At 62.8% G+C, this 16,240-nt stretch carries 16 protein-coding genes; 8 read left to right on the top strand and 8 right to left on the bottom strand.

Annotated elements, in window-relative coordinates:
* Nucleotides 1–2: 2 nt before the first annotated feature.
* Nucleotides 3–1,028 carry a sulfate ABC transporter substrate-binding protein gene (locus GA0004734_RS12810; RefSeq protein WP_092934218.1) on the bottom strand — a complete coding sequence of 342 codons (1,026 nt, stop codon included), beginning with the start codon at nucleotides 1,026–1,028 and terminating at the stop codon, nucleotides 3–5.
* Between the two features lie 170 nt (nucleotides 1,029–1,198).
* Between GA0004734_RS12810 and GA0004734_RS12805 the strand changes: the two genes are divergently transcribed.
* The 4 genes from GA0004734_RS12805 to GA0004734_RS12790 all read left to right on the top strand — a co-directional run bounded on the left by GA0004734_RS12805 (nucleotide 1,199) and on the right by GA0004734_RS12790 (nucleotide 7,437).
* Complete coding sequence (locus tag GA0004734_RS12805; RefSeq protein WP_092934217.1) at nucleotides 1,199–1,753, top strand: DUF924 family protein; 555 nt, start codon at nucleotides 1,199–1,201, stop codon at nucleotides 1,751–1,753.
* 378 nt (nucleotides 1,754–2,131) lie between these two features.
* Complete coding sequence (locus GA0004734_RS12800) at nucleotides 2,132–4,810, top strand: mechanosensitive ion channel family protein (RefSeq protein ID WP_245292414.1); 2,679 nt, start codon at nucleotides 2,132–2,134, stop codon at nucleotides 4,808–4,810.
* Nucleotides 4,811–4,982: 172 nt separating this feature from the next.
* Nucleotides 4,983–5,816, top strand: a complete 834-nt coding sequence (locus GA0004734_RS12795; protein WP_092934214.1) for a response regulator — start codon at nucleotides 4,983–4,985, stop codon at nucleotides 5,814–5,816.
* Between the two features lie 301 nt (nucleotides 5,817–6,117).
* The gene (locus GA0004734_RS12790) at nucleotides 6,118–7,437 is read left to right on the top strand and encodes a sensor domain-containing diguanylate cyclase (protein WP_245292413.1); all 1,320 of its coding nucleotides are present in this window, start codon (nucleotides 6,118–6,120) and stop codon (nucleotides 7,435–7,437) included.
* 27 nt (nucleotides 7,438–7,464) lie between these two features.
* Here the strand turns inward: GA0004734_RS12790 and GA0004734_RS12785 are convergent, their stop codons facing one another.
* The 3 genes from GA0004734_RS12785 to GA0004734_RS12775 form a co-directional block, all read right to left on the bottom strand.
* Nucleotides 7,465–8,472 carry a GlxA family transcriptional regulator gene (locus tag GA0004734_RS12785; RefSeq protein ID WP_092936280.1) on the bottom strand — a complete coding sequence of 336 codons (1,008 nt, stop codon included), beginning with the start codon at nucleotides 8,470–8,472 and terminating at the stop codon, nucleotides 7,465–7,467.
* Nucleotides 8,473–8,887: 415 nt separating this feature from the next.
* Nucleotides 8,888–9,094, bottom strand: coding sequence for a hypothetical protein (locus GA0004734_RS12780; RefSeq protein ID WP_092934212.1), 207 nt, complete (start codon nucleotides 9,092–9,094; stop codon nucleotides 8,888–8,890).
* Between the two features lie 103 nt (nucleotides 9,095–9,197).
* Nucleotides 9,198–9,419 carry a hypothetical protein gene (locus GA0004734_RS12775; RefSeq protein ID WP_139056267.1) on the bottom strand — a complete coding sequence of 74 codons (222 nt, stop codon included), beginning with the start codon at nucleotides 9,417–9,419 and terminating at the stop codon, nucleotides 9,198–9,200.
* A gap of 106 nt (nucleotides 9,420–9,525) precedes the next feature.
* Here GA0004734_RS12775 and GA0004734_RS12770 point away from each other — a divergent pair, with 106 nt between their 5' ends.
* A complete protein-coding gene (locus GA0004734_RS12770; protein ID WP_092934209.1) occupies nucleotides 9,526–10,410 on the top strand; it encodes a LysR family transcriptional regulator in 885 nt (294 codons plus the stop codon).
* 3 nt (nucleotides 10,411–10,413) lie between these two features.
* Here the strand turns inward: GA0004734_RS12770 and GA0004734_RS12765 are convergent, their stop codons facing one another.
* Nucleotides 10,414–11,559: a DNA topoisomerase IB gene (locus GA0004734_RS12765; protein WP_092934207.1), complete on the bottom strand. Its 1,146-nt coding sequence runs from the start codon at nucleotides 11,557–11,559 to the stop codon at nucleotides 10,414–10,416.
* Between the two features lie 127 nt (nucleotides 11,560–11,686).
* On the opposite strand from GA0004734_RS12765, the gene GA0004734_RS12760 reads away from it, so the two are divergent.
* Nucleotides 11,687–11,845 carry an entericidin domain-containing protein gene (locus GA0004734_RS12760; RefSeq protein ID WP_092934205.1) on the top strand — a complete coding sequence of 53 codons (159 nt, stop codon included), beginning with the start codon at nucleotides 11,687–11,689 and terminating at the stop codon, nucleotides 11,843–11,845.
* Between the two features lie 124 nt (nucleotides 11,846–11,969).
* Nucleotides 11,970–12,707, top strand: a complete 738-nt coding sequence (locus GA0004734_RS12755; protein WP_245292514.1) for a phosphodiester glycosidase family protein — start codon at nucleotides 11,970–11,972, stop codon at nucleotides 12,705–12,707.
* 3 nt (nucleotides 12,708–12,710) lie between these two features.
* Here the strand turns inward: GA0004734_RS12755 and GA0004734_RS12750 are convergent, their stop codons facing one another.
* From GA0004734_RS12750 to GA0004734_RS12740, 3 genes are all read right to left on the bottom strand, one after another.
* On the bottom strand, nucleotides 12,711–13,079 hold the full coding sequence (locus GA0004734_RS12750) for a hypothetical protein (RefSeq protein ID WP_245292412.1): 369 nt from the start codon (nucleotides 13,077–13,079) through the stop codon (nucleotides 12,711–12,713).
* Between the two features lie 90 nt (nucleotides 13,080–13,169).
* Nucleotides 13,170–14,126, bottom strand: a complete 957-nt coding sequence (locus tag GA0004734_RS12745; protein WP_175386489.1) for a glycine betaine ABC transporter substrate-binding protein — start codon at nucleotides 14,124–14,126, stop codon at nucleotides 13,170–13,172.
* 98 nt (nucleotides 14,127–14,224) lie between these two features.
* Nucleotides 14,225–14,416 (bottom strand): hypothetical protein, encoded by a 192-nt coding sequence (locus tag GA0004734_RS12740; RefSeq protein ID WP_139056266.1) that lies wholly within the window; start codon nucleotides 14,414–14,416, stop codon nucleotides 14,225–14,227.
* 342 nt (nucleotides 14,417–14,758) lie between these two features.
* Between GA0004734_RS12740 and GA0004734_RS12735 the strand changes: the two genes are divergently transcribed.
* On the top strand, nucleotides 14,759–16,216 hold the full coding sequence (locus tag GA0004734_RS12735) for a cobyric acid synthase (RefSeq protein ID WP_092936276.1): 1,458 nt from the start codon (nucleotides 14,759–14,761) through the stop codon (nucleotides 16,214–16,216).
* Nucleotides 16,217–16,240: the final 24 nt, after the last annotated feature.

Here is a 16,240-nt window from a genome sequence, read left to right as displayed (position 1 = left end):
TCTTATTGCCCCGGCTTGTAGATCTGGTCGAAGACGCCCCCGTCTCCGAAGAATTTCGGCTGAGCTTCCTTCCAACCACCGAATTCGTCAATGGTCGAGAGCTTAACATCCGCAAAGCGCTTGATATCGTCGGGATCGGCCGCTTCCGGCTTGAACGGGCGATAATAATGCTTGGCGGCGATCTTCTGCCCGACATCGGAGTAGAGATACTGGAGGTAGGCCTCGGCCACCTTGCGGGTTCCCTTCGCATCGACATTGCCATCGACCAGCGCCACCGGCGGCTCGGCCTTGATGGAAACGGACGGCGTGACGATGTCGAAGTTGTCGGGGCCGAGTTCCTCAAGCGAGAGATAGGCCTCGTTTTCCCAGGCGATCAGCACATCGCCGAGACCGCGCTGGACGAAGGTCGTCGTTGCGCCGCGCGCGCCGGTGTCGAGCACCGGAACGTGCCTGAAGAGCTGGGCGACATAGTCCTGCGCCTTGGCATCGTCGCCGCCATTCTGCGCGAGCGCCCAGGCCCAGGCGGCAAGGAAGTTCCAGCGTGCGCCACCCGACGTCTTTGGGTTCGGCGTGATCACCTGGATGTCGTCCTTGACCAGATCGCCCCAGTCCTTGATGCCCTTCGGATTGCCCTTGCGGACGAGGAAGACGATCGTGGACGTGTAGGGCGCGCTGTTGTTCTCGAACTTCGACTTCCAGTCGGCGGGGATCTTGCCGCTTTCCTTGGCGATGGCGTCGATGTCGGCTTCGAGCGCGAGCGTCACCACGTCGGCCTCGAGGCCATCGATGACGGATCGCGCCTGCTTGCCCGAGCCGCCATGGGAGGTCTGGATCGTCAGCGTTTCCCCGGTGTCGGTCTTCCACTTCTCGGCGAAGGCGGCGTTGAAGTCCTTGTAGAGTTCGCGCGTCGGATCATAGGACACATTCAGGATCGTCTGATCGGCAAACGCGAACCCCACACCCCCGACCTGAATGCTGGTGGCCAGCAGGGCCACCGTGAAAAAGCGGGACAGTCCCTTTGCGTTCATGAATCTCGACCTCCGTGTTGTCGCACGTACTCTAGCGGGTCTGTAGAATAGGATAACAAAGAAGTTTGCGATTGCGACGCCCTTTGGAGAAAAGTCCTGCCGTCAGGTCTCCCACTCGCGCAAGATTGATGCAACAAGGCACCCTTACGTCCGGCAGAGAGGGGATACCCATGACCGAAACGCTGTGCACGCCGCAGGAGGTTATCTCGTTCTGGTTCGAGGATATCGACCCGGAACAGTGGTACAAGGCGCACCCGGCGCTGGATGCGGAATGCGACCGGCGTTTTCGCGCCACACATCTCGCCGTGTCACGCATTGTCGGCTCCGACTGGCGGGCGACGCCGGAGGCGCGGCTTGCGACCCTCATCCTGTTCGACCAGATGTCGCGTAACATCTATCGCGGGTCGCCGCTGGCTTTCGCGACGGATGGTCTCGCGCGCCGCGAAGCGCGGCTGGCGCTGGAAGCGGGCGCCGACCAGGCGGTCGCGCCGGTGCAACGCGCGTTCTTCTACCTTCCGTTCGAGCATTCCGAGGCGATGTCCGATCAGGATCTCGCGGTGCAGCTCTTCACGGCGCTGGGCGATCCCGTGCTTCTTGATTTCGCCGTGCGCCACCGGGAGATCGTCGCCCGCTTCGGTCGCTTTCCCCATCGCAACGCTATTCTCGGCCGCATGTCGAGCCCGCAGGAGGAGGCGTTCCTACTGCAGCCGGGTTCGAGTTTCTAACGTTCGGCCGGAGTAACCTTCTGCAGGAAGCCTAAAATTCGCCATACCCGGCCGCCAACCGGAGCGGGTATGGCACCTTCCTGCCGCCTGATTCTTTCGGCACCGTGCCGCGTTCTTTTCCAGTACCTTTCGGCCTCATCCGTCGGGAAGACAGACCCAACCGTGAAAGCGTGTTCCCCAACGATGCTTCGTTTCCTCGTCCTTCTGCTCATCCTTGTTTCCAGCCTGTCACCCGTGGTGGCCCAGCAGGCGCCCAGCCAACCCCCAGCAGGCCAACCCCCGGCAAACCAAACCGGGGCAAGCCAACCTGCGGCAAACCCAGCGCCGGCGACGCCCGCTGCAAGCGTCGGGCGGCAAAGTGCCGGTGGTAGCGAGGCCGTGCGGGACAGGCCGGACGACGCGCAGGCCGATGCGGCTCAGCAGCTCGACGCCGCGCGCAAGCGGCTCGATACGCTGGCTGCACAGGTCGAGGCGGCCGATGCTGCGGAAACCGCGCGTTCGACCCAGGCCAACAATTCCAATGCTGCCGACAACCGGCTGGCCGAAATCAAGGCGCAGGTGGACGACCTGTCGCAGCAGGTTGCCGGCCAGATGGATGCGGCCCGCACGCGCATCGAGCAGATCAAGGCGCGGTTGACCGAACTCGGCGATCCGCCGGTGGCCGGTGCGGAGCCTGAAGCTTCCGTCGTGACCGAAGAGCGTGGCCGCCTGATCGCCGAGCGCAACGCCCTGAACGCCGTGACCGGCACGGCCGAAACGCTCGTCGCGGATGCCAACGCGCTCTCGACGACCATCACCGAGAAGCGCCGGGTGCTGTTCTCCAGCACGCTGCTGCGGCACACGGACATCAACATCGACATGCTGGTCGATGCGGGCCAGGCGCTGGTGGTCGAGGCGCAGGCGTTTTCCCGCAATATCGGTAGCTGGCTGACCTTCGTCTTCACCTTCAAGCGCGTACCGCTGATGTCGGCGCTGTTTCTGTCGCTCTGCTCGGCACTGGTGCTTCTGGCCGGTACGCACCGGCTTTTCGCGCCGCTTCTGCGCCGTTCGGTGCGGGACATGAACCCGACCTACATCGCCCGCCTGTCGCGCGCCTTCGGCTCGACGCTGGTGCCGACCATCGCATCCGCCACGTTCGCGACAACGGCATTCTTCTTCCTGCAAACATTCAATGTCCTGCGACCGGATATCGCGCCGATCGTGGTGACGTTTCTGGCGCTCTGCGTCGCTCTCCAGTTCGTCTGGACCATCTCCACGGCGGTTCTCGCACCCGGTCAGGCCGTCTGGCGGCTGGTGCGCGTGTCGGATCGCGGCGCGCGATTGCTGGTCGCCCTCATCATGGCGATGGCCTTCGCAAATCTCTTCGATTACCTGCTGGAAACAATCAGCGTCACGCTCGGCTCGCCGCTGGTGCTGACGGTCGCGAAAAGCCTGATCGCCTCGATCCTCATCGGCCTGCTTCTGATGGCGATCGCGCTGATCCGTCCTGTTATTTCTCAGGGCGAGCCGCTGGACGGGCAGGGGCGGCCGTGGCCGCGCGCCATCTCCATCCTGCTACTCCTCGCAGGCCTCGGACTGATCACGGCGGCGCTCTCCGGCTATGTCGGGCTGGCACGCTTCATCGCCACGCAGATCGTCGTCACCGGCGCGATCTTCGTCACCATGTATATCGGCATCCTCACCGGCAAGGCGCTGGCCAAGCAGAACGCGCTCGCCAAGACCGTCGGCGGACGTTACCTCTCGCACCGCTACCGGCTGGAGCCGATGGCTCTGGATCAGATCGGTCTTGCGGTCGGGCTCAGCATCTACCTGCTCGTCGCCCTGTTCTTCGTGCCGCTTCTGCTCCTGCAATGGGGCTTCAAGATCGCGGATATCGAGGCGTGGGCATACCGGATCCTTACCGAAATCCGCATCGGCACCATCACCATCTCGCTCGTCGGCATCTTCGCCGGCATTCTTCTGTTCATTCTGGGCTTCGTCATCACCCGGTGGCTCCAGCGCTGGATCGACGGCAGCGTGCTGGCGCGCAGCCGGGTCGATCTCGGCGTGCGCAATTCGGTCAAGACGGGCATCGGCTATCTCGGCATGGGCATTGCGGGCCTGATCGGCATTTCCGCCGCGGGCCTCGACCTGTCGAGCCTTGCGCTGGTCGCCGGCGCCCTGTCTCTCGGCGTCGGTTTCGGCCTCCAGAACATCGTCTCGAACTTCGTCTCCGGCCTCATCCTGCTCGTTGAGCGACCGTTCAAGGTGGGCGACTGGGTCATCTCAGGAACGACCGAGGGTTTCGTCAAGCGCATCTCCGTGCGCGCGACCGAGATCGAGACGTTCCAGCGGCAGACGATCATGGTGCCGAACTCGCTGTTCATCAACGCCTCCGTCGGCAACTGGACCCACCGCAACAAGCTCGGGCGTGTCGATGTCACCTTTTCCGCGCACGCCTCCAACGATCCGCGCAAGGTGGTGGAATCGCTGCGCGCCGCGGTGACGGGGCTGCCGAACATCCTGCGCAATCCCGAGCCGATCATCGTCTTCCGCGGCTTCACGTCGTCCGAGCTCGAGTTCGAGGTGCGCGTGTTCCTCGCCGATATCCTGCAGGGCGTCTCCGTTCGCACCGATGTCCGCATGGCTGTCTTCGAGCGTTTTCAGGCCGATGGCATCGCACTGGGCGGTCCGGCGGCACCCGAAGTGCCGATCAAGATCTCGCCGGAGGATGCCGAAGTGCTCTCGGCCATCTTCCAGGGAACGCGGTCTGAGGCTTCAAGGGCGTCCTCGCCGTTGCCGGGAGACGCCGGCGGCTATGTGGAGCAGCCGAGCGTCGAACCGCCGGACAGCCGCGGCAATGATGTGCCGGATTCCTCCGAGAGCGACCGGCGCGATGCGCTGCGGGGCGAGGCATTGCGTGCCGATGCCAAGCCCGGCGTTTCCGCTGCGGCATCGCCCGCACCGGTCACCCCTGCGCGAAAGGTCGATATCGGCGAAGACAAACCGGCACCGGGCAAGGGCACGGAGGGGACGAAAAACGGTTCCCGCAAGCGCCGGCCCGGCCGGCCCCGCTGAGCGTCGTTCGGCATTTGACGGTATGAACGTCGCGCCGGCGAAGACTGTTTTCGCATTCTCCGCCGGTTTGTCGCCGTATTCCTAAAATAGCCACCCTAGGTAGCGGCCTTTTAACGACTGCGAAAACCTTTTTTGCTAATGTCTCTCTCAGTGTAGAAAAAGAGAGCGCGCAATGTCTTTTTTCGGTGTGTCGGGGATGTATTACTCCGGAGAGTCCCTGCAACAGCACCGTATCGTGCTCGCGGAAGATAGTAATCTCTTCGCGGCAATGGTGTCGAAGCGTCTTAAGGAACTCCTCGATATCGATGTCATCGTCTGTAAGGACTATGACGAAGTCACCTTCGCCATTGAGAACGCTTCCTTCCCCGCGACGCTTGCCATCTCGAATATCAATCTTCCCGGCGCTGAGAACGGCGAGGCGCTGTCCTATCTGGTCGATATGAGCATCCCGACCATCGTGTTCACGGGCACGTTTCAGGAAAGCACGCGCGAGTCGATCCTGGCCAAGGACATTGTCGATTACATCATCAAGGACAGCGTCTTCGCCGTGGATATGCTGGTGGAATCGGTCTGCCGCTTTCTGACCAATCACCGGCACCATGTCATGATCGTGGACGACAGCCCGACGGCCCGCGCGCTTTTGACGACGCAGCTCAAGCGGTTCAATTTCCGCGTCAGCACTGCCGATTGCGGCGCGACCGCGCTCGAACTCCTCAAGCGCCATTCGGATATCGGCCTCGTCATCACGGACTACAACATGCCCGATATCGACGGCTTCGAGCTGACCCGGCGCATTCGTGGCGCCTATGGTCCGCATCAGCTGCGCATCATCGGCGTATCCTCCTCCACGAACCGTCTTCTGTCCGCGCGCTTCCTGAAGGCCGGCGGCAACGACTTCATCATGCGGCCGTTCGTCAACGAGGAGTTCTACTGCCGCGTCAACCAGAACCTGGATACGCTGACGAAGATCCGCACTCTCGGCTCGAAGATGGCGCTCAGCGCCTGATCTGACCAACGGCGACACTCTTGGGTCCAACGTTGCAGATATGACGCTTGCGCTTGCCTGATGTGCACCAGGCGCCCGCTCCGGGCGCTTGGTGTTTGTGCTGCGCCACGCCGACCTCCCCGATCTTTTATCCGTAGCGATGTGTACCCCGTACTGTTTTCGGGTCGCGTTAACGGAACACAAAACCCTTCATGGTAAGCCATACGAGACATAACAGATCCCGCTTGCGCAGCGTTGACGGCCGGGATCGTGACGGGAGCAGAACCGACATACGGTGTCCTGCTCGAAAAGGGTGGGGACCTTGACGTTCAGCAAGCAAGAGCAGACCGGCGATGCCGCGCGGAAGCAGAGCGGCAGGTATCTGCTGCTGATCGAAGATTCCCGTGTCTTCTCGACGCTCATCCGTCACGAGATCCAGAACGGTGAGGCCATGACGGTGACGCATTGCGCCTCGCTTGGTGACGTTACGCGGGCGCTGGAGTGCCAGAGCTTCGATGTCGCCGTGCTCGACCTCAACCTTCCCGACGCGCCGAACTGCGAAGCGCTCGACCTCGTGCTCTCGCACGGCATTCCCGCCATCGTCTTCACCGGCAGCTTCAATGACAGCACGCGCGAGCGCGTCATGGCGCGCGGTGTGGTGGACTGCATCATCAAGAACAAGCGCGACTCGGTGTCTTCGGTCGTTGCGGCCGTCAATCGCATGCTGAGCAATGCCGGCACGAACGTGCTGGTGGCGGACGACGATGCGGAACGGCGGCAGGCGCTGGCGTCGATCCTGCGCGAGCAGCGGTTTCAGGTGACCGAGGTGACGACGGGGCAGGACGTGCTCAGCGCCGTGCTGGAGGGCCGCGTCGATCTGGTAATCTCGGAATATGCATCTAGCGAACTCTCCGCGCAGCAGCTTCTCGTCGGCCTGCGGTCCTATGAATGCGAAACGACGGTGCCGATCATCGCCATGGCCCCACAGTCCGCCCGCGGTCAGGCGGCGCGCTTTCTCAAAGGCGGCGGCGCCGACTTCGTCGAGCGGCCGTTCGACCGCGACGAGTTCATCAGCCGCATCAACCGGTCGATCACCGTCAACCGGCGTATCGCCTCGCTAGAGCGCCTGGCGTCGCGCGATTACCTCACCGATCTCTACAACAGACGCTTCTTCTTTCAGGAAGGGCCACCCATTGTCGAGCAGTGCTTCCGCCGCAACGCGGGTTCCTCGATCGCCATTCTCGACATCGACCACTTCAAACGCCTGAACGACACGTTCGGCCACGAGGTCGGCGATCTCGTGCTGAAGGCGGTCGCACGCACGCTGCGCAATTTCGTCGGCAACGACCACCTTCTCGCCCGCCTCGGCGGCGAGGAGTTCGGCGTGTTGTTCGACGGGCTCGATATCTCCGCCGCCACCCTCTATTGCGAGCAGTTGCGTGAAACGATTGCCCGGACGCAGGTCGTCACCGACGACGAGGACCTGTCGGTTACCGTGTCGATCGGCCTTGCGCCCATCGAGCAGCGCGAGGTGTTCGACAACTACCTCCACGCAGCCGACCAGTTCCTCTACATGGCCAAGCACGCCGGCCGGAACCGGATTGTGTCCGAACTCACGATGATCAATACAATGGCGTCCTGATACGCCACACCCGGATTGGGCAAGTCCTTAACGAGGGGACTGGGCAAGTGTGACCTTGCGGTCGGCGCGTTCCTGCTGCGGCGAACGGTTGTAGAGTTCGCGATAACACTTGGAGAAGTGCGACGCGGAGACGAAGCCGCAGGCGACGGCCACCTCGACCACCGGCATGGCCGACTGGACGAGGAGGTGACGGGCGCGGTCGAGCCGGATTTCCAGATAGTAGCGGGCAGGCGAGCGGCCCATTTCCTGTCGGAACAGCCGCTCGATCTGGCGTCGTGAGAGACCGGCGCTGTCGGCAAGTTCCAGCAGCGACAGAGGCTCGGCAAGATTGCCTTCCATCAGCTCGATGATCGACAGGACCTTGGCGTTCTGCACCCCGAGGCGCGCGCGCAGCGGCAGTCGCTGGCGATCGTGCGGGCCGCGGACGCGATCCGTCAGCGCCTGTTCGCAGACGCGATTGACGAGGTTCTCGCCGAAATCCTGATCGATCAGGTTCAACATCATGTCGAGCGAGGCGGTGCCGCCGGCGCAGGTGTAGATGTTGCTGTCGATCTCGTAAAGATCCGCAAAAACATCGACCTGCGGGAAGGCTTCGGCGAAGCCCGGCAGGTTCTCCCAGTGGATGGCGCAGCGCTTGCCCGTCAGCAGGCCGGCCGAAGCCAGCACATGGGCGCCCGTACAGAGGCTACCCACGGCGACGCCGCGATTGTAGACCTCGCGGAGCCAGGCATTGACGGACTTGTTCTGGAAATCCTCCACGAAGACGCCGGAACAGACCAGCACCATCGACGGCCGGCTCTCGCCGCCCAGGTGCTTTCGCTCGTCGGCGACCGATGAGTTGACCTCCAGCGCGATGCCGCTGGAGGACACGACCTGAGCGCCATCCGTGGAGGCGAGCCGCCAGGAATAGGCCTCGTAGCCCAGCATCCGGTTGGCAATCCGCAGCGTCTCGATGGCGGCCGCGAAGGGCAGAAGAGAAAAATGGGGAACAAGGAAGAAGACCAGCGAGCGCTTGGCAATGAGCGGCTTGTTCACGAGCGATATCTCCATGCAGGGCAGATGGCTATTCGTCGCTTGGGAACGGCCGACGAGCTTGCTTGAATGCGACACTGGCATGGATGGTCGCGACTGCCAAGGAACAAAATTTGCGACATCCTGCGCCGTGCCTGAAAAAGCATCTGCCGATGGTGCAAACGCCCAATTATATTGCTTTGCAGCATAGGGACTGGAGGGTGGAACAAGCGATGCGGGCTCGGCCCCCCTCTTGACTGATCTGTTTGCGACGCTCTGACATGCGGTGGCCTTGTCGGAAACAGAAGGTTTGAGGGTCATCTCGTCCGCGTTTGAACACGGCACAAAAAAGGGCGTCCTGCCGAACGGCAAAACGCCCTTTTGTCATGGCCGCGGCGGGAACACGGCGGGTCCTCTTTGGCGTCATTGGCGGATGGGATCATTGCGCAGGCGTGTTCCGGCTGTCGGTGGATGCGGGAAAGCCGATGTCCTTGAGCATGTCATAGGACAGCGATGCCAGAGCGCGTTCGGAGCGCCTGTCCTGCCATGTCTTGACGATGCGATGTGCGAGCGACGTGGCGCCAGCAAGCGCACGCGATCCGAACGATGGGGTTGAGGGTGAACTCGAGAGGCTGAAGGTAGACATTGCACTGGTTCCTTTTGATGAGGTTCTTCAAAAGGTCGCGACCATGAGGGCATCATGTCGCAACCTTATCTATCAATCCAACGAATAGAATTGATGTGTCAGTTCAGCATTCTTGATGATCATTGACATCGAATATGCCGATGTCGCGTCGGACCACCGTGGGAAGATTCCGCAATTGCCGGCGCGTGATCCGGCGTGTCGCCGCAAGCTTTTGCCGGTCGATGATTGCCCGCACGATGCGGATGATTGTGCCGATGGGATAGCGCGCCAATTCCGCTGGCTCTTGGATAGTCCTCGTCTTGAAATGGATGATGTTGCTGTTCATGGCCGGCGTCTCCGTTGCCCGTGCCTTGACAATGCGCGTCGGTCGATGTTCAATCAAACGAAATGAACTCATGGTATCGTTCAGTTTTTCTGATGATGGATCCCACATGAACATGATGATGCGGCACGCGCTGCCGATGCTCGAGATCGACGTGCTGAAGACCTTCGTGGCCATTGCCGAGACCGGCAATTTCACCACGGCGGCCGAAGCCGTCTACCGTACGCCGTCGGCCGTCTCCATGCAGATCAAGAAGCTGGAAGAGCTTCTCGGTTGCGCTCTGTTCCTCCGGGATGCGCGCTCGGTGTCGCTGACGCCGAAGGGGGAGGTTCTGCTGGGCTTTGCCCGGCGCATGCTGGCACTCAACAATGAAGCAGTCACGCGCTTCCTCATGCCCGACATGCACGGCGTGGTGCGCCTCGGCGCGCCGGAAGATCTTGGCGAGCGTATCCTTCCCGACGTCCTAAAGCGGTTCGGGGAGACCTTTCCGAACGTCACGGTCGATGTCACCATCGGGCAGAGCAATGTCATGCGGAAACGCGTCGAGGAGCGGCGCATGGACATCGTCATCTACAACAGCTTTCCGAGCGAGACGCTGCGCGACGGCGAGATCCTCATGGAGGAAAGACTCGTCTGGGCGGGCACACGGTGCGGGACCGCCCATCTGCGAGACCCGCTGCCCGTCTCGATGTGGGAAGACGGCTGCGTCTGGCGCGCCGATGCGATCGACAAGCTCAACAAGGCAGGGCGCGCCCATCGCGTGGCCTTTCTCAGCGCACATACGACCGGCCAGAAGGCGGCGATCCTCGCCGACCTCGCGATTGCACCTTTGCCCCGCTATCTCGTGCAGGGCGATCTCGTGGAGCTTGGGCCGGCGGAAGGTCTGCCGGATCTCGGAACCTACAACATCGGCATCCAGACGATCGACGATGCCTCTGCGCCCGTGCTGGCGGTCGCCGAACACGTGCGCGCCGCCTGCATCGCGCTCGTCTGATCGTCAGGCGCTGTCCGTCGTCTTCTTCAGCCAGCGCAGCACGCGGATTTCGTCGTCGTCCATCCAGCGCGTCATCGTCTCGCTGGTGCTCTTGCGCTGGGCGCGAAGGGTGCGCAGTTCGCCGTTCTCGAAATCCTCGAACACCTTGGGGTGAATGTAGGAGCTTCGGCACACGGCGCGCGTATTGACCAGTGCGGCCGCGATGCCATCCACCGCCTCGTTGATCTGGCGCTTTCGCTGCCGCTCGCTCGTTGCCGGCTCCACGGTCGAAAGCGCTGTTGCCGCCATCTGCGTTGCGCCCCAGGTGCGGAACTGGCGCGACGAGAACTCACCGCCGGTCGCCTCGCGGATATAGGCGTTCACGTCCTGCGAGCGGATCTGGTGGCGCTCGCCGTCCTCATCGAGATACTGGAAGAGATGCTGGCCGGGCAACTCCTGCAGCGATCGGATGATGCGGGTTATCCGGCGGTCATTATGGCTGAGGCGCCATTCCTTGCCCGATTTGCCCTTGAACTGGAAGTGCACGCTCGATCCCGACACTTTCACATGCCGGTTTTTGAGCGTCGTCAGGCCGTAGGAACCGTTTTCTTCGGCATAGACCGTATTGCCAACGCGGATGAACAGGTGGTCGAGCAGCCAGACGATGGTGGCAAGCGCCTTTTCCATGCCCGGCGTGCGTATGCGCAGATCATGATCGACGCGCTCGCGGATTCGCGGCAGACGTGATGCGAAGGACGGCAGCAGCGCGAACTTTGCCTTGCCGCGCTCGGCATGCCAGTCGGGATGGTAGCGATATTGCTTGCGGCCGCGCGCATCCTTGCCGATCGCTTGCAGATGCGTCTGCGGATCGGGCGAAATCAGAACCTCGGTATAGGCGGGGGGAATGGCGAGCGCCGCGATGCGCTCGACTTCGCCCGGATCGGATATGCGCTGGCCGTCCGGTCCGTAATAGAGGAAGCCATTCTTGCCCTGCTTGCGGGTGATGCCCTCTTCAAGCCGGGAAAGATAGACGAGTTCGGGAGCAGGCGTATCGCCAACTTGGCCGGCGTCGCGTTTTTTGCCGACCGAAGCGGCTATCGAGGCTGTGATCTGGTCCACGGCCGTAAGAACTTTATCGGCAAGCGGAAGTTCCGCTGCGAAGCATTCCATGGTGCAAATTTTTCGACAAAGGCGTTCCGATTTTTGTCACGATCACGTGAACCTTTTTGAAGGCCCGGCGTTAGGTGGTCGAAGACACATGTCTTTCTTCCACTGGCGTTATTCAAGGACCCAAGCCATGACCGCAAAGACCATCGCTACCGTCGGCATCGTACTCGTCTCTCTCGTTTCGCTTTCCGCTTGCGGTAACACGATCCGCGGCATGGGTCGGGACACGGCAAACACCGTCAACGCCACGCAGGATGCGGGCCGCAGCGTCGAACGCGCCGCCAACTGATCCGATCTGATTTCCCCAAGCGCCGGCGACCGTGGGTCTGCCGGCGTTTTCGTGTCTGGCAACAGGGCGCAGCTCGCCTATGATGACGCCGATGTTCGCAAAACTTCTTCTGGCGCTGGTCCTGATGGTCATTCTTTCTCCCGACGCCCGTGCCGCCTGCCGGATCGTTCGGCACCTCGGGGCCGACTATGCCGTATGCGATGTCGATCCCGTGACCGCGTCGCTCACGATCTTCCATACAGACGAGGCCGGCCGACCCTATGGCGGCTTCACCGCTTTGAAGACCGATCTTCTTCGCGATCAGACACGGCTCGACTTCGCCATGAATGGCGGCATGTACGAGAAGGACCTCTCACCCGTCGGACTGCTGGTCATCGACGGCGAAGAGCGCAAGCCGATCGCGACCGGCGGTGGCTGGGGCAATTTCTATCTGCTTCCGAATGGTATCTTCGCCCTCTCGAACGGCAAAGCGATCGTCAGGGAAACGGAGGCCTACCGGCGTTCGGTGGTGGCCACGCCCGATGTCGCAACACAATCCGGGCCTATGCTCGTCATCGACGGCGCGCTCCACCCTGCGTTCAAGCCGCAGAGCGACAGCCTGCAGATCCGCAACGGTGTCGGCGTCGATGAGAAGGGCGTCGTGCATTTTGCCGTCGCATTATCGCCGGTGCGCTTTCACGATTTCGCGACGCTCTATCGCGACGCGCTCGGTTGTCCGAATGCGTTGTTTCTCGACGGGCACATTTCCAGTCTCTACGCGCCCGACCTCGGCCGCATCGACGAGACCTACCCGATGGGGCCGATCATCGCCGTGACGACGCCGATGTGGCATGGCGCCGTTCTTCCCAAGCCCGCACCCTAAAGCCTAGGCCTTCGGAAACGCCCGCTCCAGTCCGCCCGACTTCGTGAGCCCGGCGCGGAAAGCCTGATAGGCTGCATGCTGCGACGAGCGTGCCGCTTCCGTCAAGCGAATCTGCAGCCGGGCAGGGGCGACACTTCCGAGCCAGAAACCGCGCTGCTCCAGCTTCAGCGTGTGCAGGAAGCGTGCGCCGGCCGAGCGGTCGAGGAAGCGGTGCAGCCCGTCGATCAGCGCGTCGTCCTGTTGCGGATTGTCCATCATCAGCGACAGAAAGGCCGTGTCCGCCGGCTGGAAGCGCTCGATGACGTCGGCAACCGCATCGCGGTCCGTCGGCGTCGGCTGCTGCATGGGGCTGATCGTCGTGTGCGTGTTCATGGGGTCCCTCAAGCCGGTGTCTGCGTTCTCGCGCCGTGATGCCATATAAGGCTGAAGCCGGACTGGAGTGCTGCGCCGTGAAGGAAACGGTCAGAGGGCGGCCTTGACCTTCGCAGCGATATCGGCAGGCAGCCAGGCGGTCCAGACAGGCTCGAACGTCTTCAGGAAGTAGCGTGCTGCATCCTCGCGGCTGCCGTTGGTCTGGTCCATATGCGCCAGCACGCTGTTGACCGTCTGATTATCCCATTGCCGTTTCGAGACATAGGCGAGGGCGGCGGGACCGGCCTTTTCGGGGAAGGCGCGCGTGACGATCGTGTAGACATCGGTGGTGGGATAGCCGTTGACGACGGGCGCGCTGCAGTCGGGCACCGCCGTGCAGTTGTTCCACTCGGCCCGGTCGTGGGTGACGCCGAAGGAGAGTTTGACCATCTCGTATTTGCCGAGGATTGCGGTGGGCGCCCAGTAATAGCCGAGCCAGCCCTTCTTTTCCTCGAAGGCCCGGGCGATCGAGCCGTCGAGATCGGCCGCCGATCCGGAATTGATCAGCTGGAACCCGGCGTCGTCGCCCTTCAAGGCCCGGTAAAGGTTGGATGTCGGGATCTGGCAGTTCCAGTCCGAGGGACAGTTGTGAATCGCGCCCTTCGTGGCATCCTGCGGCGAGGGGAAGAGTTCAGGGTGCTTCAGCGCATCCTGCACCGTCTTGATGTCGGGATGCGCATCGCTGATGTAGCGGGGGATCCACCAGCCTTCGACACCGCCATCTGTCAGGACGCGTGCGACTTCCACCAGTCGGCCATCCCGCAGCGCATCGGTCAGCGGTGCCTGCAGCGAGGCCACCCAGATCTCCGGCGCCATGTCGGGTCGTCCTTCGGTATTCATCGAGGCGAAGGTCGGCATTGTGTCGCCGGGTACGAGCTGGACGGTGCAGCCGTAGCCCTTCTCCAGAATGAACCTGTCGATATGGGCGGTGATGGCGGCCGATCCCCAGGTCATCTCGGCAATCGAGAGCCTGCCGCAGCCTGCGGCGCGTGCGGGCGTGCCCGACATCAGGAGGACGCTGCCGGCGAGAAGGCCGAGCGCGGTTGCAAGCGTCGGGCCGACGGCGGACTTTGTCATCTTTTCGCAGACGTCGCGAATGTTCTTCATCAGACCGACGCCTCCAGTGCGAACGCACGATGTCCCGCGATCATATAGTGCCAATATTTTTCGTCCGGACAGCCTAGAAGCTCTGGGACAGAAATCAACCGCTCTTCTTGGCCGGTCGAATTGGAACCGTCATGCAAGCCATTGAATTTTATCTCTTTCGAATGTTCGGTTTTGTGGGCGCTCTTATCCAAGGCGCGTCATCCCGGCAGTTGCATCGATCAGAGCCCCTTCATTCGAGATGACGTGATTGTGACAAAAACGGAGGCCGAGCCCGGCAGGTAACTCTCTGGTAACTCTCACGGCGTAAGGATGGTCCGTGGCTGGTCACAGCTGCTCTGCCGGATCAGGTATTGCGTCCCGGCATTCTGCCAGCCTCTTGGCATCCGTTCGATGCCTCCCGCTTGCCCGCCCCGTGCCGTGCGTTTCTTTGGTGTCGAGGGTGGAAAACCGCAGAGCTTCGGCTGCTGCGGTTTTTGCGCGTGATCGTCCGGGCCGTCCATGGCGCCCGCCGCGTCCCGGTGATATCAGGCCGCATGGCAAAATCGATCATGCTTCAGGGGACGGGTTCGGATGTCGGCAAGACTGTGCTCGTCGCCGGCCTCTGCCGGCTCGCGTCCAATCGCGGCGTCCGCGTCGCACCCTTCAAGCCGCAAAACATGTCCAACAACGCGGCGGTGTCGGCCGATGGCGGCGAGATCGGCCGGGCGCAATGGCTGCAATCGCTCGCCGCCCGCATTCCGTCCTCGATCCACATGAACCCCGTGCTCCTCAAGCCGCAGTCGGAGACCGGCAGCCAGGTCGTGGTGCAGGGCAAGGTCGTCGGGCAGGCGCGCGGGCGCGACTATCAGGCGATGAAGCCGAAGCTGCTCGGCGCGGTGCTGGAGAGCTTCGAGACGACCCGCGCTGGCCGCGACCTCGTGGTGGTCGAGGGTGCGGGCTCGCCGGCCGAGATCAACCTGCGGGCCGGCGACATCGCCAATATGGGATTTGCGACGCGCGCGGGCGTGCCCGTGGTGCTGGTTGGCGACATCGACCGCGGCGGCGTCATCGCCTCGCTTGTGGGAACGCATGCGGTGCTCACGCCCGAGGACCGGGCCATGGTCACGGGATACCTCATCAACAAGTTCCGGGGCGATGTGACCCTGTTCGACGACGGGCTCACCGCGATCCAGGGCTTCACCGGCTGGCCCTGTTTCGGCGTCGTCCCCTGGCTGAAGGCCGCGCGCCAGCTTCCGGCCGAGGATTCCGTCGTTCTCGAACGCCTGTCGCGGGGAACGGCGCGGGCGCTGACGATTGCCGTACCCGTGCTGCCGCGCATCGCCAATTTCGACGATCTCGATCCGCTCGCCGCCGAACCGTCCGTGGACCTCCGCTTCATCCAGTCCGGCGACCGCCTGCCGGAGGATGCGGCGCTCGTCATTCTCCCCGGCTCGAAAGCCACGATCTCGGATCTCGCGGCCCTGAAAGCGGCCGGCTGGGACAAGGATCTGGCCCTGCATCTTCGACGGGGCGGACGCGTGATCGGCCTCTGCGGCGGCTACCAGATGCTCGGACGCCGCATCTCCGATCCGCTCGGCATCGAGGGCGGAACCGCCGAAATCGACGGCCTCGGCCTGCTCGACGTGGAAACAGAAATGGCGTGCGAAAAGGTGGTGCGCAACAGCGGCGCCCGTTCCACGGAACACGATGTCGCGCTTGAGGGCTACGAGATCCACCTTGGGAAGACCACCGGACCCGACTGCGCCCGACCGCCCGTTATGATCGGGGACCGTCCCGACGGTGCGCTATCGCCCGACGGTCGCGTCATGGGGACCTATCTCCACGGTCTGTTCACCAGCGATGCCTACCGCGCGGCACTGCTGCGCAGCTTCGGTATCGCGGCGGAGGCCTTCGATTACCGCGCTTCCGTCGATGCGGCGCTCGATGCGGTTGCCGGGGAGCTGGAGGCCGTGCTCGATCCGCGCTGGCTCGACGGGCTCACGGGTCGCTAGAGCGTCGTCGCCTGTATCGCTGAA

The sequence above is a fragment of the Rhizobium sp. 9140 genome, from assembly GCF_900067135.1.
Taxonomy (GTDB): Bacteria; Pseudomonadota; Alphaproteobacteria; order Rhizobiales; family Rhizobiaceae; genus Ferranicluibacter.
The sequence above is the reverse complement of the archived record's forward strand: the minus strand, read 5'-3'. Positions and strand labels throughout refer to the sequence as shown.

What these genes read in the sequence shown, in the direction of transcription:
- GA0004734_RS12810 (WP_092934218.1), bottom strand. Translation starts at nt 1,028, where the DNA reads ATGAACGCAAAGGGACTGTCCCGCTTTTTCACGGTGGCCCTGCTGGCC.
- GA0004734_RS12805 (WP_092934217.1), top strand. Translation starts at nt 1,199, where the DNA reads ATGACCGAAACGCTGTGCACGCCGCAGGAGGTTATCTCGTTCTGGTTC.
- GA0004734_RS12795 (WP_092934214.1), top strand. Translation starts at nt 4,983, where the DNA reads ATGTCTTTTTTCGGTGTGTCGGGGATGTATTACTCCGGAGAGTCCCTG.
- GA0004734_RS12780 (WP_092934212.1), bottom strand. Translation starts at nt 9,094, where the DNA reads ATGTCTACCTTCAGCCTCTCGAGTTCACCCTCAACCCCATCGTTCGGA.
- GA0004734_RS12775 (WP_139056267.1), bottom strand. Translation starts at nt 9,419, where the DNA reads ATGAACAGCAACATCATCCATTTCAAGACGAGGACTATCCAAGAGCCA.
- GA0004734_RS12770 (WP_092934209.1), top strand. Translation starts at nt 9,526, where the DNA reads ATGAACATGATGATGCGGCACGCGCTGCCGATGCTCGAGATCGACGTG.
- GA0004734_RS12765 (WP_092934207.1), bottom strand. Translation starts at nt 11,559, where the DNA reads ATGGAATGCTTCGCAGCGGAACTTCCGCTTGCCGATAAAGTTCTTACG.
- GA0004734_RS12760 (WP_092934205.1), top strand. Translation starts at nt 11,687, where the DNA reads ATGACCGCAAAGACCATCGCTACCGTCGGCATCGTACTCGTCTCTCTC.
- GA0004734_RS12755 (WP_245292514.1), top strand. Translation starts at nt 11,970, where the DNA reads ATGGTCATTCTTTCTCCCGACGCCCGTGCCGCCTGCCGGATCGTTCGG.
- GA0004734_RS12750 (WP_245292412.1), bottom strand. Translation starts at nt 13,079, where the DNA reads ATGAACACGCACACGACGATCAGCCCCATGCAGCAGCCGACGCCGACG.
- GA0004734_RS12745 (WP_175386489.1), bottom strand. Translation starts at nt 14,126, where the DNA reads ATGTCGGGCACGCCCGCACGCGCCGCAGGCTGCGGCAGGCTCTCGATT.
- GA0004734_RS12735 (WP_092936276.1), top strand. Translation starts at nt 14,759, where the DNA reads ATGGCAAAATCGATCATGCTTCAGGGGACGGGTTCGGATGTCGGCAAG.